The following is a 22,473-nucleotide window of genomic DNA, read 5'->3' as shown; positions in this document are numbered from 1 at the left end:
AGTACGGGTATGAACGGCCTTGATGACGTCTCGGAGTCGGCCCATCGACTGATTTTCCTCGGTATCGTGTTCTACTTCGCGGTGCTCGTCTACGGACAGTTCACAGGCGATCCACTGGCAGTGATCGCAGCCGAGATCATCTTCGGCGTGATCGCGGTCGGCGTCGGCGCGGTGCTGTATGTACAGGCTGGTCGCGGACGCGGCCGCTCTGCGATCGTGGGTGCAGCCGCCTGTCTCGTCGTGGGTGGACTCCTCCAGTTTGCGTTCCTGCTGACCGCCACACCAGCGATCGGACAGGCGTCGTCGATCACCGTTTTCGCCGGCATCGGACTGTACATCTATGCCGTCTGGTACGCCGAATGAACGTCGGAAAACGAACGACGAGCACGGCGACTGTGTCGCTACAGTCCCTCGAGCGAGCGCAGTTTCTGTTCGATGGCTGGGGGCGCAGCGCTCGGGCCGTCGCGAACGCGATGGTCCGGAATAAGAATCGGTGCCGGGTTCTCGTCTAAGGCCGTTCGGACGAGGATGATATCGTCCTCGTCATCCGGGTCCAGTTCGGGCGTCATCCGGGCAAGCGCCCTGACGTCGACTTGCTCGCCGTAGGGAATCTCTCGAACCTGTTCTAAGACGGCTCGCTGGTCGGTCGGCACGGTCAGCGCCACCTGTACCTCGTCGAACTCGATCTCCTCGAGGCCGTCGAGATACTCGAAGATGCGGTCGAGAACGGGATGGTCAGATTCGGCGTTGTCCTCGGGTGTCGTGGGAAACGATACGCTCAGGACGCGCCCACTGGCGGCACCGAACTGGACGTATCGGTCGAGATACGATGATTCCCGCGCGTAGATTCCGGCGTCCGTGACGTCCTCCATGTGAGTGCCTTGGGGGTAGGGACTTGAATAATCGCCGGTCACAGCCAGCGGTCGGCCGTCGACGTCGGCGGGGTATGGCGCAAGGCTTTTGTACATATGAGTACGTTGATGTACAATAATGACCTCCGAGACGGAGCTCGCTCCCGCAGTCGCATCGATTCTCGAGGCTGCTCGGGAACGGGCTGGTGACGTAGATGCGCAACTCGCTGTAGACGCGCAGTCGCTGCCCGACGCGATTGCTGGGGCAGAAGCCGACGGCCGTGTCCCGGTGATCGCTGAAGTCAAACCGACGAGTCCGACCGCCGACGGAACCCGTGATGACGACCCCGTCGAACTGGCACAGGCGATGGTCGACGGTGGTGCGACGGCGATTTCGGTGCTCACCGAGCCGAGCCACTTCGGTGGCTCGCCGGCGGCGCTGACACGCGTCCGCGAGGCCGTCGACGTCCCCGTACTCCGCAAGGACTTCGTCGTCCGAGAGGACCAACTCGACGTCGTCGAAGCCGATCTGCTCTTGTTGATCGTCCGTTTCGTCGACGATCTCGAGGCCCTCATCACCGCCACGCGCGAGCGGGGCTTCCAGCCCCTCGTGGAGGTCCACGACCGCGCGGAACTCGAGACGGCCCTCGAGGCCGGTGCCGACATCATCGGGGTGAACAACCGGGATCTCGGTCGACTCGAGGTGGACCTCGAAACCTTCGAGTCAGTTGCGCCCCACGTGCCGGACGACGTGACGGTGATCGCCGAAAGCGGGATTTCGTCGCCAGCCGACGTCCAGCGAATGCGCGAGGCGGGAGCCGACGCCCTGTTAGTCGGCAGCGCCATCATGGACCACGCCGGCGGCGACAGCGACGTAACCGAGAACACGCAACAGCTAGTCGATGCGGGTGCCACAGACACGTAGACATGAGCAACCAGCCACACCAGCACGGAGACGATCGATGAGCACGAGCGACCACGACAACTACCGCGAGCGTGACAGCGAGGCGACGTTCGGCGACTACGGCGGCCAGTACGTCCCCGAAGCACTGATGCCAGCGGTTCAGGAACTCGAGGACGCCTACGAACGCTACGTCCTCAACAACGAGGACGGCTTCATGGACGAGTTCCGCGAGCGGATGGCCGACTTCGGCGGCCGACCGACGCCGCTGCAGCGTGCGGAGCGGCTGAGCGAGCGCTACGACCGAGAGATCTACCTCAAGCGCGAGGATCTGGTCCACGGTGGCGCACACAAGCTGAACAACGCGCTCGGACAGGTCCTGCTCGCGAAGTACATGGGCAAAGAGCGGATCATCGCCGAAACCGGCGCGGGCCAACACGGCACCGCGACCGCGATGGCGGCGGCCCATCTCGACATGCCCTGTGAGATCTACATGGGCCGGACGGACATCAACCGCCAGCGACCGAACGTCTACCGGATGCGGATGAACGGCGCGGAGGTCAATCCCGTCACGGCCGGCAGCGGCACGCTGAAAGAGGCGATCAACGAGACGATGCGCGACTGGGCGACGACCGTCGAGACCACTCACTACGTGATTGGCTCCGTCGTCGGCCCACATCCGTTCCCGAAACTGGTGCGGGACTTTCAGGCCGTTATCGGCCAGGAAGCCCGCGAGCAGATTCGAGAGCGGGCGGGACGACTCCCCGACAGCGTCGTCGCCTGTGCTGGCGGCGGCTCGAACACGATGGGGACGTTCCACGCGTTCGTCCCCGACGACGCGGTCGACCTCTACGCCGTCGAGGCCGGCGGCTCGAGTCTCGAGATCGACGAGGAAAACGCGCTGGCCCCCAACTCCGCGACGCTCTCGACGGGGACTGACGGCGTACTCCACGGTGCGATGACCAAACTCCTCCAGAGTGCGGACGGTCAGATCATGGAATCTCACAGCGTCAGCGCCGGCCTCGATTACGCCGGCGTCGGCCCCGAACTCTCCCATCTCGTCGACATCGGGCGCGTGACGCCCGCAAGCGTCGACGACGAGGCCGCGCTCAACGGCTTCCACCGCCTCTCGAATCTCGAGGGGATCATCCCTGCCCTCGAGTCGAGTCACGCACTCGGGTATCTCGAGGAGGCACACGAGGAACTCGGCGACCTCGTCGTCGTCAACGTCTCCGGGCGCGGCGACAAGGACTTGGAAACGGTGCTCGAGGAGACCGAGAAACGTGATCTCGAGGCGGCTCCGGACGTGGAGGTGTTTGGCCAGTGAGTGGCGAGGATCGACGACCGATGGAAGACGATCCTCGGAGAGCGGGGAGCGACGGGACAGAGCAACCCGCGAGCGCGAGCGGCGAACTGCGAGCCGACGGCGGCGAGCAGTTCGGCAGCGACATTGAAGCGGCCATCCGCGAGCACCACCCCGCGCTCATCACCTATCTCACCGCGGGCGATCCATCGCTCGAGGACACCAAAGCGTACGTCGAAGCCCTCGACCGCGGTGGCGCGGACCTGATCGAGCTCGGCCTGCCCTTCTCCGAACCGATCGCGGAGGGGCCGACGATTCAGGCGGCGATCAACCGCGCGCTCGACGCCGGGACGACGCCAGCCGGCTTCTTCGAACTCGTCGACGACCTCGAGACCGAGGCCCCGCTGCTGGTGATGACGTATTATAACATGATCCTCCAGTACGGGGACAGCGAGGCGCCACGCGCCTCGGATAGCGATGCGGCGCCGCCGCAGAGCAAACCCGACGTGCGGCCGTTCGTCGAGCGTGCGGCCGAGGCCGGCCTCTCGGGGATCATCGTTCCCGACCTGCCCGCAGAGGAGTCAGAGCCGCTTCGCGAGGCCTGTGACGACCACGACCTCGACCTCGTCTTCATCGTCGCGCCGACGACCGAGGGCGACCGACTCGAGGGGATCATGTCGCAGGCGTCGGGCTTCGTCTACGTGCAGGCCCGGCTCGGGACGACGGGCGCGCGCGCGGACGTCTCGAACGCGACCCACGACAGCCTGACCCGGCTCGAGGAGTACGACGTTTCGGAACCGAATTCCGACGGCGTTCCGAAGGCGGTCGGCTTCGGCGTCAGCGAGGGCGACCACGCGGCCGAGATCATCGAAGCCGGCGCGGATGGCGTCATCGTCGGCAGCGCGCTCATCGACATCGTCGCCGAAAGCGACGACCCCGCGCCGGCGCTCGAGGCCAAAGCCGAGGAACTCAAACGCGGTGCGATCCGCGGTGGCAATGAGGGTAACGATATCGAGATCGATGCCCCGGAACCAGAACAGCCATAACGGCAAGCTTGCTACACTCCCGCAATGACTACGACAGGAATCGACGCACGACTCGATCGAATCGGCACAAACGACACGTACGTAATCGTCCCGATGGACCACGGCATCACGATCGGTGCCTGCCAGGGGCTGAAAGACATCGAATCGACGATTGATGGCGTCACCAGCGGTGGAGCCGACGCAGTCCTCACGCAGAAAGGCATCGCGCCTCGCGTCCACGACAACAAAAACGGGAAAGGCTACATCGTCCACCTCAACGGCTCGACGACGATCGGCCCCGACGAAAACGACAAGCGCATGACTGGCACCGTCGAGGAGGCCGTCCGCGTCGGCGCTGACGCCGTTTCCTTCCACATCAACGTCGGTTCGGACCACGAGCCAGACCAGATCGCCCAGCTCTCGGAAGTCACGGCGACCGCGAAACAGTTCGGGATGCCAGTGCTCGCGATGGCCTACGCGCGCGGTCCGGGTGTCGACTCCGAAGATCCCGAAGCGCTCGGGCATGCAGTCCGACTCGCCGAGGAACTCGGCGCGGACATCGTCAAAACGGGCTACAGCGGCGACGCCGAGAGCTTCCAGCACGTCGTCGAGTCGACCCGGCTCCCGGTCGTCATTGCCGGCGGCTCGAAAGGAACCGACCGCGAGACGATCGAAATGGTCCGCGGTGTGATGGACGCCGGCGGCGCAGGCGTCTCGATGGGGCGATCGATCTTCCAGCACGACGATCCCGAAGCGATCGCCCGCGCCGTAGCCGGCGTCGTTCACGACGATCTCTCGACCGAGGAAGCGCTTACGGAAGCCGGCCTCGCGCTCGAGGCCTAATTAGACGACCCTCTACTTCTCGCTGTCGCCGATCGCGAGCGGATCGCTCGCGACGAGCGCCTCGATGACCGCCGAGCCGACGCGGGCGGCGTTGTCGATCGCCAGTTCGAGACTCGCCGAGTTGCCGTCGAAACTCTCCTCGACGGACTGGCCGGGGGCCGGTCGGTCGTAGTTGGCGACGGCGCGCACGCTGAGATAGCGCTCACCCCGATCGAATCGCTCGAGAGCAGTCGCCGTCGCGGCGTCTTCCATCTGCGTCGTCACGTAGGGGGCGACGCCGTAGGCCCCACAGAGCCACTCGACTTCCCGCGCGTACTTGGGGCCGTGCCAGAACTCGTCGCCGCAGACGGTCGTCCCGCGCTCGATCGACGGTCCGGCCTCCGTCGCCGCCGGGTACTGGGTCTGGTAGTCGCGTGCGGCGTCGTCCGTCCGGAGGGCGACAGTCTCCGCAGCAGTGAGCGCACAGTCGACGACGGCCGGCTCGAGGTGATGGACGTAGTCGCGGGGTCGATACGCCAGCAGGTCGATCGGCGTGCTCTCGGAGCCGGTCCCGGGTACGGTTTCGGTGTCGCTTGTGCCCTGTCGATCCCAGCGGTGTTTTCGATCCCAGTCGACGACCGCGTCCGCGATCGCGACGGAGCCGAGCGCCGTCGTTTCCGGCGAGGAGCCCGCGATACCGCTCGAGACGACGTACGCCGAGTCGAGATCGACGCCCGGACTCGCGAGCAACGCAGTGACCGTCGTCGCCGCGTCGCTTTTGCCGATGCCAGTGGTCGTGATGGCGAGTTCCGAGGCAGTCAGATACAGCGGCGTCTCGGTTCCCGGGATCGCGAGCGCGTCGACGATTTCGTATCGCTCGAGCCACGGCGCTCGTTCGTCCAGTGGGGATTCTGCGACGGCAGGTAGAACCACTCCGGCGGGGTGGACGGGCGCGCTCGGATCGGGATCGCGGGGCTCCGGGAGGGAGTCGGTTGGGTTCATACCGAGGATCAGGGGACGGCTGAACGAAGTATCTCCCGTTTCTGACGGTCTCCACCGGAAGGGTTTCGAGCGCCCACGTCGTTTCCCCGCCCGTGACCGACGGCGATGACACTGGCCTCACGATCGACGACGAACTCGTCGCTCGAGCCCGCATTCACGCTCGTGAGGTGATCGACGACCACAGTCTCGAGATCGACCGCGACGCCCTCGAGTGGACCGTGACGACGCGTGCTCGTCGACGTGCGGGCGCGTGTCGGTGGGACGGAGACCGCGAGGTGGCGACGATCGTCCTCACACGACAGGCCTACGAAGCCTACGAGTGGCCGACGTTTGCGGGCGTCGTCAGGCACGAACTCGTCCACGCCTGGGAGTTTCAGCGCTTTGGCGAGTCAGGTCATGGCCCGCGATTTCGCGACCTGGCGGCGACACTCGACGCGCCGCGTCACTGTCAGCGGTTCGCTGTGCCACGGTACGTCCTGCGATGTCTCGAGGACGACTGTGACTGGCGAGCACCCCGCCATCGGGCCTCGAAGCCGGTGAAAGCACCCGATCAGTACCGTTGTGGTGTCTGTGGTGGCAGCTACGAGGTCGAACACGGTGAGAGCGGTCGGACGTGGACGACCGCGAGCGGCTACGGTGGCGCGAAGGCGGCACTCGGCGATTCGTGGTAGGACACACGGCCGTTTCGACTCGAGTGGCGCGTCTGAACTGCGACTGCCACGGAATACTTATTCGACTCCCGGCACCTGCTTCAGGCATGGGACTACTCGATTTGATGCTCGGGCAATCGAGCACCGGCAAACAGGGGGTCGAGGGGCGGTCGTATACACTCCCGAAGGATACCCACGACTTCGTCTATCCGGTCGCCGTTCGACGGACGGAACTCGAGGCGTTCGTCGCGTTGCTCGAGGCCGACGCAGACGCGCCGTCGATCGAGGACAACGCCGACGAACTGCAGGCCGCCTTCGACGAGGTCCTTGGCGAAAGCGAGGTCGATGCCACGAAACTGGCCGAAACGCAGCAAAAACCGCGACGCGAGACCGAGCGACTACTCGAGCGCTGGACCGAGCAGGTGACCGAGGATATCGGCGTCGTCTACGCCCGGCCGGGAACGTATCCGGCACTGGCCGCGTTCGTCAGACGCTGTGCCCAACGCGACGATGCGGACGACGACCCCTTTGCCCTTCCCGAGGCGTTCGGCGAGGGAACAGCGTTGCTCAAGCGACTCGAGGAAGCGTCGAACGGCCAGTATCGGGCTGTCGTCCACACGGACCTCCTTCCGGAGCAGTAGCTCGCATCCGTCGCCCCGTCACATGATCGTCTCGAACGCCTCGAGCGACGTGAGTTCGTACGTCGGCCGGTGGGGTGTGCCGTCGAGGGTGTCGTGTCCGGTGTCGACCCACGCCGAATCGAGCCCGACGGCGTTGGCGCCCGCGATGTCCGCGTGCAACGAATCGCCGACGTGGACCGCCGCGTCGGCGGCGACGTCGAGGTCCGAAAGCGCCCGCTCGAACGGCACTGTACTCGGTTTCGGTTCGATGCCGGCGCTCGGGTCGGTGAAGATGCGGACGTCGAAGGCGTCCGCGATATCGAGCGCCTCGAGTTTCTTCGTCTGTGTCGGCCGGCCACCGTTCGTGATGAGACCGACCGGTCCGTGCTCGCGGGCGTGCTCGAGGGCGCGTTTCGCGCCGGGACGGAATCGGACGGCAGTCGGGTCTTGCACCTCGAGATACTGCGCTGTGAGCGGTTCGGACACGGCAGGATCGACGTCAGCACGGCTGGCGGCTTCGGCGAACAGGTTCCGATAGAACTCCTGATCCGTCTGAGCCGTCGGCAGCGACGGCACGACCGCCCGCAGCTCTGTGGGCGTACAGAACGGGTCGACGCCGGCCCGATCGAACGCCGACTCGAGCAGCGTCGTGGCGTCCTGTGTGGGCTCACAGAGCGTTCGGTCGAGATCGAAACAGATCGCCTCGTACGCAGTCATTATCCCGAGAGAGGGGCGCAAGCGTTCTCAACGTTTCGCTGCGTTCGGCGGTTTCGGGCTCCAGCTCATCCAAGCCGTCCGGCGTCGGCACCGCCCACATCGCGGTGAGGTCTGTGGCATTCGCCACGTTCAAGCCAGTGCCCTTCGTCGGTCGATTTATGACGCGATCTGTCTGGGTAAAAGCCGACGACGCCGTCGGTGACTGGGACGACCGCCGCGCGCGGATCACCGCCGCGCTCGAGGCGGGTGCAGACTGGGTACTGGTCGACGAAGCAGACGTTGCCCGCGTGCGCGAACTCGGCGACATCAACGTCGCGGCGTTTCGCACCGACGGGGACGTAACGCTGGTCGACGATATCGACGCGGATGATGACGACGTCGAAGAGGCCGAACCGACCGAACGGCCCGACGCCGTCATCGTCGGCAAAGACGGCGAGGGCGACGCGACGATCGACCTCCCCGAGGACCTCTCCGGGTCGGCGGACCTCTCGACGCTCCGTCGTGACGGCGACCTAGAGCGCGGCGCGTACGTCCGCATCCTCGCCAAGGAGTACGAACACTTCGCCGAAACCGCCGCCGAGGAAGCCGACTACACCATCGTCATCGGCGACGACTGGACGATTATTCCCCTCGAGAACCTGATCGCTCGCATCGGTGAGGAGACCGACCTCGTCGCGGGCGTCACCAGCGCCGAAGAGGCCAAGACAGCCTTCGAAACGCTCGAGATCGGCTCCGATTCGGTCTTGCTCGACTCGGACGACCCCGACGAGATCCGCAAGACCGTCGAGGTCCGCGACGAGGCCGAACGCGAATCGCTGGATCTCGAGTACGCCGACGTGCTCGACGTCGAACAGATCGGCAGCGCAGACCGGGTCTGTGTCGATACGGGCAACCTGCTCGAACACGACGAAGGAATGCTCGTCGGCTCGATGGCTCGCGGCCTCGTGTTCGTCCACGCCGAGACGGCCGACTCGCCGTACGTCGCCTCCCGCCCGTTCCGGGTCAACGCCGGTGCCGTCCACGCCTACGTCCGCACGCCCGACGGTGGCACGAAATACCTCTCGGAGCTCCAGAGTGGCGACGAGGTGCAGGTCGTCGACCTCGCGGGCAACACCCGCGAAGCGATCGTCGGCCGTGTCAAAATCGAGAAACGGCCAATGTTCCGAGTCGCCTTAGAGACCGACGACGGCGACCGCGTCGAGACACTGTTGCAGAACGCAGAGACGATCAAAGTCGCCACGCGCGACGGTCGGAAAGCCGTGACGGACCTCGAGGCAGGTGACGAACTCAAACTGTTTTATGAGGACACCGCCCGCCACTTCGGCGAGGCCGTCGAAGAGAGCATCATCGAGAAGTAAACCGGCTGTACGGCAGCAGGGACGGCCGTATTTTCGACTCCGTATTCGAACTGGCGACCGTCGGGACTCAGCATCGAATTTCTATCGACTCGAGACCGCCGTTGTCACCCCCACGAATGGCGACACCGTGGTCAGTTCAGGGCTGTGGCGTCTCGTCTCGAGTCTGCGTGCCGTCGTCGTCGTCCGGCTCGAGTGGCTCTAACCGGGTCGTACACCAGTGACAGAACTCGAGGTCGTCGTCGAGTTCCTTGCCACACTGGGGACAAGATGGGCCATCGCCGTCGTTGTTGCTGGTCGGCGGGAAGCCGGCCGCCCGGAACGTGGCGTCGATCGCTGCAAACAGAACGAGAAACGAGAGCACGAACTGGTCGATCGTATCAGTCTCTGCGGAGAGGATGTCCATCGCCTCGGACATCGAACCAGCGGCCGCGATCATCTCCGTCGGGAAAAAGAACCAGATCGCCGAGAAGTACAGCCCAGCAAAGACTAGCGCACGGAGCCAATCACGGATCAGGGCGTGGCCCGCACCGGGCATCAGAACCGAGAGGCCAGCGGCAGCGATCGCACGGAGCCATGTCATCGTACGTTGTGCTAGGGGACCCGCGCCCTTAACATTCCGATTTCTCTTTTCGTCTCGTCTGTCGATCAGTCGAGCCGCGATCATATCTGACGCGACCTCAAGTCGACTCGAGAGAGCCGACAAGTCGACTGTTAGTCGCTAGCAGAAGTTCTGAGTCGCGTACACTCGGTTGTCGTCGGTCACGGCGATGCCGATTCCTTCGTTGTTCCAGTGGTCGGCGAGGAGATTCGCGCGATGGCCATCCGAGTTCAGCCATTGGTCGACGAGGCCGTCGGCCAGTTCGCGTTCGGTCGTGTGCTCGACGACGTCGCCGGAGTCCGTTCGAACCGGCTGGTCGACGTACGTGTAGGCGATGTTCTCGCCACCCGTGTAGTACGCGCCACCATCCGTGTACGCTCGGCACTCGTAGCCGTTGGCAGCATACCGGTCCGCGAACGAGTCGCCCTCCGGGCTTTCGTGGCTGAAGTAGCCGCGCTCGGCCATGTCCTCGCTGTGTCCGCGTGCGATTTCCTGTAAGTCCTCGTCGAACTCGAGCGCCTCGAGGCCGCGAGCGGTTCGTTCCTCGTTGATGCCGTCGTGGACGTACTGTTCGACGAGCGCGCGATCGAGCGTGCCGTCGGCCGCGGTGTCGGCGTCTTCGTCGGTCGTCTCGCTGTCGTCGCCGTCATCGCCATCCGACACGGTGTCTTCGTTGGCTTCGTCGCCGTCGTCGGACGCGCTCGAGTCCGTGGTGTCGTCGGCAGCGGACTCGTCGTCGTCGATCTCGCTTTCGTCCGAGTCGGCATCATCCCCACTCGAGTCGACGCCGTCGGTCTCGGCCGCGTCGTCGGACTCATCAGCGTCGTCCGTCTCGTCGGCGTCCTCGATGTCGTCCGTTTCGCTCTCATCGGTGACTGGGGCAGACGACTCATTACCAGCGTCCTCGTCGTTCGATTCCGCAGGAGCGTCCGCGTCTGTGTCGTCGACGACATCCGATTCGTCGGTCGTCGTCTCGTCGCCGTCCGCGTCACCGTCGTCGCGCTCGAGGGGGTCGTCGCTCGAGTCAGTCCACGAATCGTCGCCAGGAACTGCGGAACGGTCCGTCTGCTCCGGCGTGTCGAACAGGCCGGAGAACACGTTCGTGAGCAGTCGTTCGACGAACGACAGCCGCTCGTCACCCGACAGTGAGTCGTCGACCGAATCCGGGTCGTTCCAGTTCGGTGTCAGCCAGTTCGACACGTCGACTGATCGATCGTCGGCGTCGACATCCATCGACGTCGCGTTCGGGCCGGGAGCCGCAGCCCCAACCCCTGCCGTACCCACCACGAGGGCGACAACGCTATCGTTACTACCGATCGTGAAAGTCTTTGCATCGGTATAGTCACGGCTGCGTGACTGATCCGCACCAACGAATGCGTTCACATGTGCAGCCGTTTTACGCGCGCCGTGGCGCTCAACTGAGGTCCGCGACCAGCCTCGAGAGGGTCTCGAGATCGTACTGTCCCGGCGCGGTCGCGTCGGCGGGATCAACGGGCGCGTAACCGATTCGCGATCCGTAAACCGGCGCGACGGCACGCGTATGACTGCCCAGTTCCCCCATCGCCATCGTCGCAACGGGGTCGCCGTGGGCGGTTAGCTGTTCGGTCGCTGCGAGCACGGCGAGGGTGTCCTTGTGGGACTCGGCGGTCACGGCGATCTTGGCGATGTCCGCGTACTTGTGTGCTTCCGTCAGCGTCGAAACCATTTCGCCACGCGTTGGCGTGCCCTCGAAGTCGTGGGCCGAGGCGACCACGGCCACGCCGCGCTTGCGGGCCGTCTCGAGGAGGTCGTCGGCGTCACCAGCCAAAATCGCCTCGAGTTCGATATCGATCGCTTCGACGGCGTCGATAGCGGTCGCCTCGGCGAGCGCCTCGAGGCGGCGTTCGTCGTCACCGTCCCACTCGCCGCCCTCCCACGCGGCCCGGTTCGTGGCGAGAATCGGCAACTCGCCGTCCCCATCATACGCCTCGAGGGCAGCCAGTGGCTCGGCGGCGAGATCCATCCGGTATTCAATCGCGTCTGCGTGCTCGCGGGCAGCGGGTTCGTCGGCGAGATCAGCGGTCGATGCAGCGAGAACGAACGATTCGAAGTCCATGTGCAAAGAGTCGTTCGGATCGACAAAAAGGCGTCTGCTCGAGGCACTGGCGGTGGGCTCATGCGTCGGTCGCCGTCACGCCGAGTCACCTCTCGCCGACAGGACAGGCTCAGACCGCGACTTCCGTGGTGGTGCGTGCCTCGAGCGTGTCGCGGATTCCAGCGAGGAGCAGAAAAATCGCCCGTCTGTGGGCCGCTTTCGAACGGTGGACGTGTGTCGGCCGGACGGGCTGGGCGTCGTAGGCGGCGAACGCCGCTGTCGCATCTCGGTCCGTCTCGACGCTCGAGCGTATTTCTCGAAGCAGCGCGTGAAGCTGCACGTACTCCTGTGATCGCATGCTACCCCTTGCCACGGCCATCAATCACTTAGAGGCCTTTGCACGCTCGCCTAGTAAAACCGCTACGCTGACGCGTTCGAATCGATACCTCTCACGATCGGGCTTTCGAAGCGATCGACGGGCGGGTCGATACCTGCCGGTCAGGCCAGTCCCAGCGTCTCCTCGGCCTCGAGGAGTTCGTGGTACCGGTTTCGAATCGTCACTTCGGAGATGTCGGCGACGTCGCTGACGGCAGCCTGCGTGGTCTTTTCGTTGGTCAGCAGTGCGGCGGCGTAGACGGCGGCGGCGGCGAGGCCGACCGGCGATTTGCCGCTGTGGACGCCCTTTTCCTTGGCGTTCTGGAGCAGGCCGCGGGCGCGGTGTTCGGCTTCATCGGAGAGGTCGAGTCCGGAGGCAAACCGTGGCACGTAGCTTTCGGGGTCGGCCGGCTGGACCTCGAGGCCGAGTTCTCGAACGACGTAGCGGTAGGTGCGAGCGATCTCGTTTTTCTCGACACGGGAGACGTCGGCGATCTCGTCGAGACTGCGGGGGACGCCAGCTTGGCGGGCAGCAGCGTAGACACAGGCCGTGGAGACACCTTCGATCGAGCGGCCGGGGAGCAGGTCCTCGTCCAGTGCGCGTCGGTAGATGACGGATGCAGTCTCGCGGACGTTCGTCGGGAGACCGAGCGCGGAGGCCATCCGGTCGATCTCACCGAGGGCCTGTTTCAGGTTGCGCTCTTTGGAGTCACGCGTGCGGAAGCGCTCGTTCCACTTGCGAAGGCGCTGCATCTTCTCGCGCTGGCGCGAACCAAGCGAGTTGCCGTAGGCGTCTTTGTTCCGCCAGTCGATGTTCGTCGAGAGCCCCTTGTCGTGCATCGTGTTCGTCGTGGGTGCGCCCACGCGGGACTTCTCGTTTTTCTCGGCGGCGTCGAACGCGCGCCACTCGGGGCCGCGGNTGTCGTGCATCGTGTTCGTCGTGGGTGCGCCCACGCGGGACTTCTCGTTTTTCTCGGCGGCGTCGAACGCGCGCCACTCGGGGCCGCGGTCGACCGAGTCCTCTTCGACGACGAGGCCACAGTCCTCACAGACGGTTTCGCCGTGTTCGTCGTCGACAACGAGGTTGCCCGCACACTCGGGGCAGGCGAGATCGTTCTGTTCGCTTTCTGTCGTCTCTTCGTTTGTTTCGGGTCCGGTACGTCGTACTCTGGTGTTTGATGTCGTGTTGGGCATACGATGGCAAGTGCTCACCGGCCGAACTGGCTGCAAAAGCCCGGACGGATTCGTTACATACCTCGTTCTGACACTCGATGGTTAAGGGTTTCGAAATCGTAACCCGACAGCTCTCGAGAACGGGTAATTCGCGGGAACTAGCATTAACGATCAAAACATTAAAGCGGAGAAACGTCGCCGGATCGGAGTTCACAAACCCGGCCCGTCCGAACCGCGCGTATGGATCTCGCGGTTGGAAGCACGAACCCGGTCAAAGTCGATGCAGTCGAACGGACACTCGAGCGATTCGAGCCGGCGGTGACCGCCGTCGCGGTCGACTCCGGTGTGCCCGAACAGCCGTGGTCGATCGAGGAAACCGTGACCGGAGCCGAAACTCGTGCTCGACGGGCACTCGAGGCGACCGACGCCGACTACGGTGTCGGCCTCGAGGGCGGTGTTGCCCGACTCGAGGGCGTTCCCGGACTGTCGCTGATCATGTGGGCCGCTGTAACCGACGGCGAGCGCCTCGAACGCGGTGGCGGTCCGACGCTGTCGCTTCCCGACGAGGTCGCCGCCCGACTCGAGGCGGGGGCCGAACTGGGGCCGGTGATGGACGACCGACTCGGTACAGACGGTATCGCCGAGGCCGACGGCGCTGCCGGCGTGCTCACGGCCGGCCTGACGAGTCGGACACAGGCACTCGGAGAGGCCGTAGCCTGTGCGTTCGGCCCGTTCGTCGCTGCCGGTGACGTGACCCGGACGACCGACGAGAGTCGGTGCTACTGACGGCATCAGCGCCGAGACGACTGGCGTGTTGTGATCGGTGTGAGCTGCTGGCGATCCGGCCGGATAGTCACATTTCAATGATACTCTGGGATCGAAATACATTAACCGGCCGTACCAACGAAACCTTTCTACCCGGTTATTGGCTCGTTACTCACCCCGAAAACCGCAGGCAGGCGGCGGGTTAACTGCACGTACCAAACCCCCTAAGCGTGGTCCCGTCATACAGTGATGTATGAGCACTGCAATGGCCACCGACCTCACGAGCAAACAACGTCAGATCCTCCAGTATCTCCGAGATAACGCTGGCACGAAGACCTACTTCAAATCTCGCCTCATCGGACAGGAACTGGGAATGACGGCGAAAGAGGTCGGCTCGAACATTACGGCGCTCCAGAACGGCAATTTCGACGTCGAAATCGAGAAGTGGGGCTACTCCTCAAGCACGACGTGGAAGGTCAACATTTAACGCGCCCTCGAGTTCGACTCGTTTTTCGGCCGACGCACGCCGCTCACCGTCTCGGTCTCGTCGTCACAACTGCACTCTCAGACTGACTGTTGTCCGGTAGTATCACACACCACTCGGTCGTACACTACCGTACCAACACAGCGAGGTGGACGTCAGCATGCCGGCCTGACGGAGTCAGTGGGCCGTGTTCGCGTGTAATCCAATCTTACCACCGGTAGTACGACTCTAGCCGTGATACTTGATGAACTGATCCGCGTTTTGGGCGAGCTGTCGAGATGATTCGCCGAACGAGTCGGCGTGACGAATGATCAACACGAGGACTGTCTCGGGCCGTTCGACGGCGTAGCCGTCCTCGCGCGAGAGGAGGCCAGCGTCCTCGAGTTCGCCGGCGTACTTGCTCACCGTCGGGGCCGAGACATCGAGTGCCGTCGCGAGATCGCCGGCCGTCGTCTCCGGATTCCGAAGGAGTTCGATCAACATCCCACGCGGCGTCTCCCGGCGGAGGTAGCCGAGCGCGTGCTTTTCGAACGCGTCGAATCGATCCGCCGGGACGAAGCGCTTGTAATCGCCATCCGGATAGCGTTCGATCGCCTCGAGTTCCTCGAGGCGGCGCAGGTGGTGTTGGGTCTCGCCGGTCCCAAGCTGGAGATCGTCTCGGATTTTCGAGAAGTGAGCGCCGGGCGTCGTTGAGAGATAGCCGACGATCGCATCACGGGCGTCGCTTTCGCCGGTGTCAGCCGCTGCTGGCGCGGAGAGTCCGGCAAGCGGCGATGCGGCACCAAGCGCCGCAAAGCGACGGAGCGTCGCTCGTTTTCCCTCGTCGATCCCATCAGGATTCGTCATGCTATGCGTATCTCCCGAAATGAGACGAGTGCTAAAACAGGTTTCGCTCCGTCTTATGCGCCGAAAACTGACTTTCTGGACGATCTATGCGTTTCGGTCAGGGTTTTCGTCACCGACGAACTCCTGATCCATCTCCTCGATGACCTCGTCCGGATCGGAGATGGTTCCGGCATCCTTGCCCTCTTTGATCGCTTGGGCTTCTTTCTCCATCGCCTCGAGATCCATCTCGGCTTCCTCGTCGATCTCGCCGATGATCTCGGCGATGTCGTCCAGTCCGATCAGTTCGCGCGTCTCGTCGTCGAACTCGAGACTCTCGAGTTGCTGACCGTCCTCTTTGACGTCGCTGCCAGAGAGGTGTTTGCCGTAGCGACCGACCATGGAGGTGAGCTCCTGGGGCATGACGAACGTCGTCGACTCGCTCTGGCCGATCTCGGCGAGGGTCTCCATTCCCTGATCGATGATCGCGCGTTCGCCCATCGATTCGGCCGAGCGGGCGCGCAGGACGGTCGAAATCGAGTCACCCTGTGCCTCGAGGATCTGACTCTGCTTTTCACCCTGTGCGCGGATGATCTCACTCTGTTTGTCACCTTCGGCCTTCTCGACGGCACTGCGGCGTTCACCCTGTGCCTCGAGAATCATGGCGCGGCGTTTGCGCTCTGCGGAGGTCTGTTGTTCCATCGCACGCTGGACGTCTTTCGAGGGGTTGACTTCACGGACCTCGACGCTCTCGACGCGAATCCCCCACTCGTCGGTGGGTTCGTCGAGTTCTTGGCGGATGCGGGCGTTGATCTCCTGGCGTTTGTTCAGCGTGTCGTCGAGTTCCATGTCACCCAGCACGGCACGCAGGGTCGTCTGCGCGAGGTTCGAGGTTGCTCGCTTGTAGTCATCGACCTGCAGGAACGCCTTCTTGGCGTCCATCACTTTGATGTAGACGACGGCGTCGGCCGTCACTGGCGAGTTGTCACGCGTAATCGCTTCCTGTCGGGGAACGTCGAGTGTCTGCGTTCGCATATCGAACCGGTAGGTGTTCGAGACGAACGGCGGGACGAAGTTGATACCCGGCTCGAGGAGTTTGCGGTACTCACCGAAGACGGTCAGCGCTCGCTTCTCGTATGCGTCGACGATCTCGACTGCACTGAGCAGTGCGGCGATAACAACGAGGAGGACAAGGGCACCGACGAACAGCAAGGCACCACCGGCACCAGTTTGCAATGGTAGTTCCAGGACCATATCCCGGTCTTACGGCGGTGACGGGAAAAGCGTTCCCTTATTTTAGCAACATATCGGGCTGATTCTGACTCGTTAGCTCGATTTCTCCGTCTCAGTTTCGGCCGCTGTGTCAGTCTCGGCTGTGGTCTGGTCATCGACCTGATCGTCGGTTCGTGAACTCGAGTCGGCAGCCCCTTCCGCGAGCGCGCGATCGATTTCGTCCTCGCCGATCGCGCCGAGCGATTCAACCGTAACTACGTTCCCACCGCCGGGATCGAGGACGATAATCTCGTCACCCTCCTCGATCGTGCCGCTGGTCGACCGGGCGCTGTAGTACGGCGCGAATCCGCCGTGGTCGAGTTTGACCTCACCGCTTCGGGTCGTCACGGTCTCGGTGACGTAGCCCGTCGAGCCGGCAAGCGAACTCGAGTCGGTCGTCTGGGCGGTGCCTTTGCCGCCGTAGAAGTCGAACTCGTGGTAGACGTACGCCGCAGCGAGTCCGATGACGAGCGTGAGCGCCGCCAAGATGAATGGACTCAGCGGAGACGGAAAGAGCACACCGATCAACCCGGCACCGACCAGTGCGACGCCGATAACGATGAGGTGGGCCCCGGGTGAGAGCGCCTCGAGTCCCATCAGGATGAGCCCGGCGATCAGGAGCACGAGGGGCAGATTCTCGAAGAGGAGTTCGAGCATGTGCCGAGCTAAGTTCTCACCCGAATTAAAGGTTGCCGAGGCATCTCGTTGGGATGACAGTCGAACCCACAAATCGCGAATGCGACGGATCGACTGACCACCTGGCGAGATTACAGCGGGATCGAGACGACCTGAAAGATGACGAGCAGCATCGCCAGCGCACCGAGAACCACGAAGAGGACGTTCTCGAGTTCGGGGTCGCCGGCTTCGACCGGCGTCGAACTGGGCTCCGGACCGTACGGGTCGGCTTCGGCGTCGTCGGGGTCGTCGTCCGAGGTCTCCGAGAGGTCAAGCGGGATTCGATACTCGTCGTCGGGGCCGCCGACTTCGGTGGACGAACGGCTCGTGTCGACGCTGATCCGTCCGTCGTGGCCTGTTCGGTCATCGAACTCGCGTTCGTCCCAGCGTTCCGTCGTCCCGTCCCGTCCCGTGCTCGAGTCGTGGACGTCCGGGGAGTCCGGTGACGGGTCCCGAGAGCCGTCGTCGGCATTGCCGGCTCCGGACGTGTCGTCTGCCATACCCGGGTGTAGTCGGCCCGGCATCAAAAACCCGCGGTCCGAGCGGTCGGCTCGAGTCGCCCCCGCTTAGCGTCGGTCGGCTCGGTGACCGATATCGCCGCCGTAAACGACACCGCGTTCGGCATCGAGTGTCACGATATCACCATCGGCTGGCCCGGCGGGATCGGCACCGCTGATCATTGGAATCCCCATCTCTCGAGCGACCAGCGCCGGATAGCCGGTCAGCCCCCGCTGGGCGTCGATGATCCCGCCGATCCTCGTCGGGTCGCCCTCGAACTGCTCGTCGAAATCGGCCGGCAACGAGAGAATCGCCCCGTCAGGGATCTCGGTGATGTCGCCGTCGGTGAGCCGCACCAGCGGCCCGGTTGCCCGACCTTCGACGACGACGCGCCCAGTCGTCAGCGCCTCTGCTGCGACGTGGACTTTCATCATGTTCGTCGTGTTCGCACCCTCGAGTTCGGTCATCATCCCACAAAGGACGACGACGGTGTCGCCGCTTTCGGCGACGCCGGCATCGAGCGCCGCTTGCACGGCCTTTTCGACGACGGCATCGGCCCCCTGATCCGAGACGTTCGCGTACAGCGGCGTCACACCCCACGACAGCGCGAGCTGGCGGCGAACGCCGTGGCTCTGTGTCGAGGCGACGACCGGGACGCCGGGACGGTACTTCGCCGTCTTGAGCGCCGTGTAGCCGGACTCCGTCGCGGCCACGACCGCGTCCGCACCGATGTCACGCGCAAGGAATCGCGCCGACCGAGCCAGTGCATCCGTCCGCGCTTCGCCCGCGGCGGGGACGCGTTGCTCGAGCAACTCGGCGTACTCGTCGGAGTTTTCGACTTCGCGGACGATGCTGTCCATCGCCTCGACGACGGCCACCGGATGGTCGCCGATCGCGGTCTCGGCAGACAGCATGACGCCGTCGGTGCCGTCGAGGACGGCGTTGGCGACGTCCGACGCCTCCGCCCGCGTCGGTCGGCGAGCGTGGACCATCGAGTCGAGCATCTCCGTCGCCGTGATCACCGGCGAGCCCGTGTTGCGACACTTGCGGATGATCCGTTTCTGGATCATCGGGACGTCCTCCATCGGACACTCGACGCCCAGATCGCCGCGGGCGACCATGACGCCGTAGGAGGCGTCGATAATCTCATCGAGGTTGTCGACTGCACCCGCGCGTTCGATCTTCGCGATCAGCGGAATTTCGGCCCCCAGTTCCTCTAGGACCTCACTGACTTCGTAGACGTCCTCGGCGTCACGGACGAAACTCGCCGCGACGAAGTCGACCTCTTTCTCGGCGGCCAACTCGAGGTCCTTGCGATCGTCCTCGGTGACGATATCCAGATCGAGATCGACGCCCGGGACGTTCACGCCCTTGCGGCCGGCTAACTCGCCGCCGGTATCGACTCGAGCGCGAATCGCGTCGCCGTCGTGTTCGAGTACGGTCGTCTCGATCAGTCCGTCATCGAGCAGAATCCGATCACCCGCTTCGACGGCGTCGATCGACAACGAGAGGCCGATCTCCTCGGACGAGGCGTCTTCACCCTCGACGAATCGGATCTCCGAGCCCGTCTCGAGGGTGACGGTCTCTCCTTCGGGAAGCGGCGCAGTTCGGACTTCCGGCCCCTGCATGTCGAGCATCACCGCGACCGGTTCCGCCCGGTTCCCGTCGACAGTACGAACGCGGTCGATCAGGTCGGCTCGATCCGCACGCGTACCGTGGCTCGCGTTGAGCCGAGCGACTGACATCCCTGCGTCCGCGAGGTTCCCGATCGTCTTCCGATCGCTCGAGGCAGGCCCGAGCGTGCAGACGATTTTTGCGTTTCTCATAGCTCGACGTAGCGCGAGCACGGTAAAAAAGATGGGTGATTAACTCACATCCGAGTTCTTTTCTTTACCGTTGCTGCGGTGCTGTTTGACAGCCACGGATCACCCGGACAGCGACCGTCGTGTATCGAAGACAGTGTCTTCGGAATGATGGGTCGCTTACTGGACCTTCTCGCCGACCACGGCGTCGCCGTGGGTCGTCAGCAGGTCGGCTTCATCGCCAGCAGCGAGGATCATCCCGTTCGATTCGACGCCGAACAGTTCCGCCGGCTCCATGTTCGCCAGCAGAATGCATTTCTCGCCGGGGAGTTCCTCGAGGTCGTGCAGCTGTTTGATGCCCGCGACGACCTGTCGCGTCTCGAAGCCGATGTCGACCTCGAGGCGTGCGAGGTCGTCTGCGCCCTCGATTCCTTCGGCCGCCTCGATCTGGCCGACGCGGATGTCGAGGTCCTGGAAGTCGTCGAATCCGATGCGGTCCTCGAGGAGTGGCTCGAGGTCGTCTGTGTCTGCCATATCCGTGGCTTCGTCCGCGTCGGTGTCGTCGCTTTCGGTTTCGGCTTCGTCGTCACCGTCGTCCGTCGCGGCCTCGACGCGGGCCTCGAGTTTTTCGGTGAGTTCCTCGACGCGCTCGTCCTCGATCTTTTCGAAGAGTTCGCCGGGCTCATCGAAGGTTCGGGGCGGGGCCTCGAGGGCGGCCTCGAGGTGAGCGTCGGCGACCGCACCGTCCTCACCCAGCTGTTCCCACAGCTTTTGGGCCTTCTCGGGAGCGATTGGCTCTAAGAGGACCCCGACGGCCTTGGCGATCTGGACGCAGTCGCGGATGACCTGTGCCGCTTGCTCGGGGTCGTCGTCGGTGAGCTTCCAGGGCTCGTTGCGCTGGATGTACTCGTTGCCGAACTGGGCGAGTCGCGTCGCCGCCTGGCCGATGCCGCGAAGCGAGTAGTCGGTGACCGACTCGCGAACCTCGCCGATGGCACCCTCGATGCGCTCGGCAACGTCGTCGGAGACCTCGGTGTCGGGTGTCCCCTCGTAGTTGCGGTAGGCAAACAGCAGCGAGCGGTACCAGAAGTTGCCGACGGTACCGACGAGTTCGCCGTTGACCTTCTCCTGGAAAGCGTCCCACGAGAAGTCGACGTCCTGCTGGAGGCCGCCCGTCGTCATCAGGTAGTAGCGCAGCAGATCGGGGTGGAAGCCTTCCTCGAGGTACTCTTTGGCCCAGATCGCCCGGTTGCGGCTGGTCGAGAGTCCCTTGCCGTTAATCGTAATGAAGCCGGTGGCGGCGATCCCACGCGGCGCGTTGTAGCCTGCGCCCTCGAGCATCGCCGGCCAGAAGATCGCGTGGTGCTGGATGATGTCTCGGCCGATGAAGTGGACGATGTCCCCGTCTGCCCGCCAGACGTCCTCCCAGTCGTACTCTGCAGCGCCGACGCGGTCGGTGTACTGTTTGGTCGAGGAGATGTACTCGATCGGGGCGTCGACCCAGACGTAGAGCACGAGGTCGCTTTCCTCGTCGTCACCGTCGGGATAATTGATCCCCCAGTCCATATCCCGCGTGATACACCAGTCTTGCAGGCCGTCTTCGATCCACTGACGGGGCTGGTTGCGCGCGTTCGAGGTGCCCTCGAGGCCGTCCAGAAAGTCGGTGAGGTAGTCAGCGAACTCGGAGACCTCGAAGAACTTGTGTGTCCGTTCGCGGTACTCCGCGGGGTTGCCCGTGATCGTACTCGTCGGGTTCTCGACTTCACCCGGTTCGAGGTGGCGCTGACAGCCCTCGTCACACTCGTCGCCGCGGGCTTTCTCGCCACAGTAGGGACAGGTCCCCTCGACGTAGCGGTCGGGGAGATACTGGTCGGCGTCGGGGTCGTAGGCGACCTGAATCTCCTTCTCGTAGATGTGGCCTTCCTCGTCCAGCGTGCGGACGATCTCTTGGGTGGTCTCGACGTTCGTCTCGTCGTGGGTGTGACCGTAGTTGTCGAACTCGACGTTGAACTTGGGGAACGTCTCCTCGTACTGGTGGTGCCACTCGAGAGCGAACTCCTCGGGGTCGATACCCTCTTTCTCGGCGTTGACGGCGACCGGCGTGCCGTGCATGTCCGAGCCACAGACGTAGGCGGTTGTCTGACCGAGCGTCTCGAGTGCGCGGGTGAACGTGTCCGCACCGATATAGCCGCGCAGATGACCGATATGCAAGTCACCGTTGGCGTAGGGTAACCCACAGGTCACAACCGCAGGCCTGTCCGTCGGAAACTCGTCGTTGTGCATACTCATGCTGAATCGGCGGCAGGCGTAAAACCCGCCGGTTTTCGACCGGCGTCGCTCGAGGCTACTCAGCGCGGTCCCGGCCGCCGCGGTCTCCATCCCAGATCGCCGGCAACAGTCCCAGTCGACTCCCGAACAAGAGCCCGAGTCCAGTGAGCAGGCAGCCAAAAAACGCGATCAGGAACACCGCGCCACCGGGGGCAATAACGAGCACGACGGCCGCACCGACCCAGACCAGCCAGGCGAGTGCCTCCCAAGGGTGGCCGGCGTACAGCCGCCAACTCGAGAGCGAGAGCGCAAACCCACCGAGTGCGGCCGCCACCACGACGCCCTCGAGAACGACGGACGACGCGATCAACACCACGAATCCGAGCGTCGAGACGAGATCGAATCGGTCCATCGCCAT

25 protein-coding genes are annotated in these 22,473 nt (G+C 64.1%); 10 read left to right on the top strand and 15 right to left on the bottom strand.

What is annotated here, in order from left to right; genetic code table 11:
• Window positions 1-9 precede the first annotated feature (9 nt).
• Entirely contained in the window at window positions 10-363 is a 354-nt protein-coding gene (locus C495_RS10610; RefSeq protein ID WP_008162746.1) for a hypothetical protein, read from the top strand.
• 38 nt (window positions 364-401) lie between these two features.
• On the opposite strand, the gene C495_RS10605 is transcribed toward C495_RS10610, so the two are convergent.
• On the bottom strand, window positions 402-872 hold the full coding sequence (locus C495_RS10605; protein ID WP_008162744.1) for an MGMT family protein: 471 nt from the start codon (window positions 870-872) through the stop codon (window positions 402-404).
• 118 nt (window positions 873-990) lie between these two features.
• Here C495_RS10605 and trpC point away from each other — a divergent pair, with 118 nt between their 5' ends.
• The 4 genes from trpC to C495_RS10585 are packed head-to-tail and all read left to right on the top strand — an operon-like array spanning window position 991 to window position 4,923.
• Window positions 991-1,776: an indole-3-glycerol phosphate synthase gene (trpC, locus tag C495_RS10600; RefSeq protein WP_008162743.1), complete on the top strand. Its 786-nt coding sequence runs from the start codon at window positions 991-993 to the stop codon at window positions 1,774-1,776.
• Between the two features lie 37 nt (window positions 1,777-1,813).
• Entirely contained in the window at window positions 1,814-3,079 is a 1,266-nt protein-coding gene (trpB, locus tag C495_RS10595) for a tryptophan synthase subunit beta (RefSeq protein WP_008162741.1), read from the top strand.
• A 20-nt stretch (window positions 3,080-3,099) separates the two neighbouring features.
• Window positions 3,100-4,101: a tryptophan synthase subunit alpha gene (gene trpA / locus C495_RS10590; protein ID WP_008162739.1), complete on the top strand. Its 1,002-nt coding sequence runs from the start codon at window positions 3,100-3,102 to the stop codon at window positions 4,099-4,101.
• 24 nt (window positions 4,102-4,125) lie between these two features.
• Window positions 4,126-4,923: a 2-amino-3,7-dideoxy-D-threo-hept-6-ulosonate synthase gene (locus C495_RS10585; RefSeq protein ID WP_008162737.1), complete on the top strand. Its 798-nt coding sequence runs from the start codon at window positions 4,126-4,128 to the stop codon at window positions 4,921-4,923.
• A 12-nt stretch (window positions 4,924-4,935) separates the two neighbouring features.
• Here C495_RS10585 and C495_RS10580 read toward each other — a convergent pair whose 3' ends face one another.
• The gene (locus C495_RS10580) at window positions 4,936-5,904 is read right to left on the bottom strand and encodes a phosphorylase family protein (protein WP_008162735.1); all 969 of its coding nucleotides are present in this window, start codon (window positions 5,902-5,904) and stop codon (window positions 4,936-4,938) included.
• 92 nt (window positions 5,905-5,996) lie between these two features.
• Between C495_RS10580 and C495_RS10575 the strand changes: the two genes are divergently transcribed.
• On the top strand, window positions 5,997-6,575 hold the full coding sequence (locus C495_RS10575; protein WP_008162733.1) for a SprT family zinc-dependent metalloprotease: 579 nt from the start codon (window positions 5,997-5,999) through the stop codon (window positions 6,573-6,575).
• Between the two features lie 86 nt (window positions 6,576-6,661).
• A complete protein-coding gene (locus C495_RS10570; RefSeq protein ID WP_008162731.1) occupies window positions 6,662-7,195 on the top strand; it encodes a hypothetical protein in 534 nt (177 codons plus the stop codon).
• Between the two features lie 18 nt (window positions 7,196-7,213).
• Here the strand turns inward: C495_RS10570 and C495_RS10565 are convergent, their stop codons facing one another.
• The gene (locus C495_RS10565; protein ID WP_008162730.1) at window positions 7,214-7,891 is read right to left on the bottom strand and encodes an HAD family hydrolase; all 678 of its coding nucleotides are present in this window, start codon (window positions 7,889-7,891) and stop codon (window positions 7,214-7,216) included.
• A gap of 158 nt (window positions 7,892-8,049) precedes the next feature.
• Between C495_RS10565 and C495_RS10560 the strand changes: the two genes are divergently transcribed.
• Window positions 8,050-9,249 (top strand): 3-dehydroquinate synthase II, encoded by a 1,200-nt coding sequence (locus tag C495_RS10560; RefSeq protein WP_008162728.1) that lies wholly within the window; start codon window positions 8,050-8,052, stop codon window positions 9,247-9,249.
• A 136-nt stretch (window positions 9,250-9,385) separates the two neighbouring features.
• On the opposite strand, the gene C495_RS10555 is transcribed toward C495_RS10560, so the two are convergent.
• From C495_RS10555 to C495_RS10535, 5 genes are all read right to left on the bottom strand, one after another.
• On the bottom strand, window positions 9,386-9,829 hold the full coding sequence (locus C495_RS10555) for a zinc ribbon domain-containing protein (protein WP_008162726.1): 444 nt from the start codon (window positions 9,827-9,829) through the stop codon (window positions 9,386-9,388).
• A 138-nt stretch (window positions 9,830-9,967) separates the two neighbouring features.
• On the bottom strand, window positions 9,968-11,131 hold the full coding sequence (locus C495_RS10550; RefSeq protein ID WP_241430601.1) for a CAP domain-containing protein: 1,164 nt from the start codon (window positions 11,129-11,131) through the stop codon (window positions 9,968-9,970).
• A 130-nt stretch (window positions 11,132-11,261) separates the two neighbouring features.
• On the bottom strand, window positions 11,262-11,942 hold the full coding sequence (locus C495_RS10545) for a type I 3-dehydroquinate dehydratase (RefSeq protein WP_008162722.1): 681 nt from the start codon (window positions 11,940-11,942) through the stop codon (window positions 11,262-11,264).
• A gap of 109 nt (window positions 11,943-12,051) precedes the next feature.
• Complete coding sequence (locus C495_RS10540; RefSeq protein WP_008162720.1) at window positions 12,052-12,279, bottom strand: UPF0058 family protein; 228 nt, start codon at window positions 12,277-12,279, stop codon at window positions 12,052-12,054.
• 140 nt (window positions 12,280-12,419) lie between these two features.
• A complete protein-coding gene (locus C495_RS10535) occupies window positions 12,420-13,490 on the bottom strand; it encodes a transcription initiation factor IIB (RefSeq protein WP_008162718.1) in 1,071 nt (356 codons plus the stop codon).
• A 219-nt stretch (window positions 13,491-13,709) separates the two neighbouring features.
• On the opposite strand from C495_RS10535, the gene yjjX reads away from it, so the two are divergent.
• The gene (gene yjjX / locus C495_RS10530; protein WP_008162715.1) at window positions 13,710-14,255 is read left to right on the top strand and encodes an inosine/xanthosine triphosphatase; all 546 of its coding nucleotides are present in this window, start codon (window positions 13,710-13,712) and stop codon (window positions 14,253-14,255) included.
• Window positions 14,256-14,487: 232 nt separating this feature from the next.
• Window positions 14,488-14,721, top strand: coding sequence for a DUF7123 family protein (locus tag C495_RS10525; protein WP_049890274.1), 234 nt, complete (start codon window positions 14,488-14,490; stop codon window positions 14,719-14,721).
• Between the two features lie 225 nt (window positions 14,722-14,946).
• Here the strand turns inward: C495_RS10525 and C495_RS10520 are convergent, their stop codons facing one another.
• The 7 genes from C495_RS10520 to C495_RS10490 all read right to left on the bottom strand — a co-directional run bounded on the left by C495_RS10520 (window position 14,947) and on the right by C495_RS10490 (window position 22,473).
• A complete protein-coding gene (locus tag C495_RS10520; protein WP_008162711.1) occupies window positions 14,947-15,564 on the bottom strand; it encodes a winged helix-turn-helix transcriptional regulator in 618 nt (205 codons plus the stop codon).
• An 84-nt stretch (window positions 15,565-15,648) separates the two neighbouring features.
• Window positions 15,649-16,794 carry an SPFH domain-containing protein gene (locus tag C495_RS10515; protein ID WP_008162709.1) on the bottom strand — a complete coding sequence of 382 codons (1,146 nt, stop codon included), beginning with the start codon at window positions 16,792-16,794 and terminating at the stop codon, window positions 15,649-15,651.
• A 72-nt stretch (window positions 16,795-16,866) separates the two neighbouring features.
• Window positions 16,867-17,469 (bottom strand): NfeD family protein, encoded by a 603-nt coding sequence (locus C495_RS10510; protein WP_008162707.1) that lies wholly within the window; start codon window positions 17,467-17,469, stop codon window positions 16,867-16,869.
• Window positions 17,470-17,579: 110 nt separating this feature from the next.
• Window positions 17,580-17,987 carry a DUF7312 domain-containing protein gene (locus C495_RS10505; protein ID WP_008162706.1) on the bottom strand — a complete coding sequence of 136 codons (408 nt, stop codon included), beginning with the start codon at window positions 17,985-17,987 and terminating at the stop codon, window positions 17,580-17,582.
• 66 nt (window positions 17,988-18,053) lie between these two features.
• Window positions 18,054-19,811: a pyruvate kinase gene (gene pyk, locus C495_RS10500; RefSeq protein ID WP_008162703.1), complete on the bottom strand. Its 1,758-nt coding sequence runs from the start codon at window positions 19,809-19,811 to the stop codon at window positions 18,054-18,056.
• A 156-nt stretch (window positions 19,812-19,967) separates the two neighbouring features.
• Entirely contained in the window at window positions 19,968-22,070 is a 2,103-nt protein-coding gene (metG, locus tag C495_RS10495) for a methionine--tRNA ligase (RefSeq protein ID WP_008162701.1), read from the bottom strand.
• 61 nt (window positions 22,071-22,131) lie between these two features.
• Window positions 22,132-22,473, bottom strand: a complete 342-nt coding sequence (locus C495_RS10490; RefSeq protein WP_049890272.1) for a hypothetical protein — start codon at window positions 22,471-22,473, stop codon at window positions 22,132-22,134.

Origin of the sequence: Natronorubrum sulfidifaciens JCM 14089, from assembly GCF_000337735.1 — an archaeon.
GTDB classification, from domain to species: domain Archaea; phylum Halobacteriota; class Halobacteria; order Halobacteriales; family Natrialbaceae; genus Natronorubrum; species Natronorubrum sulfidifaciens.
The sequence above is the reverse complement of the archived record's forward strand: the minus strand, read 5'-3'. Positions and strand labels throughout refer to the sequence as shown.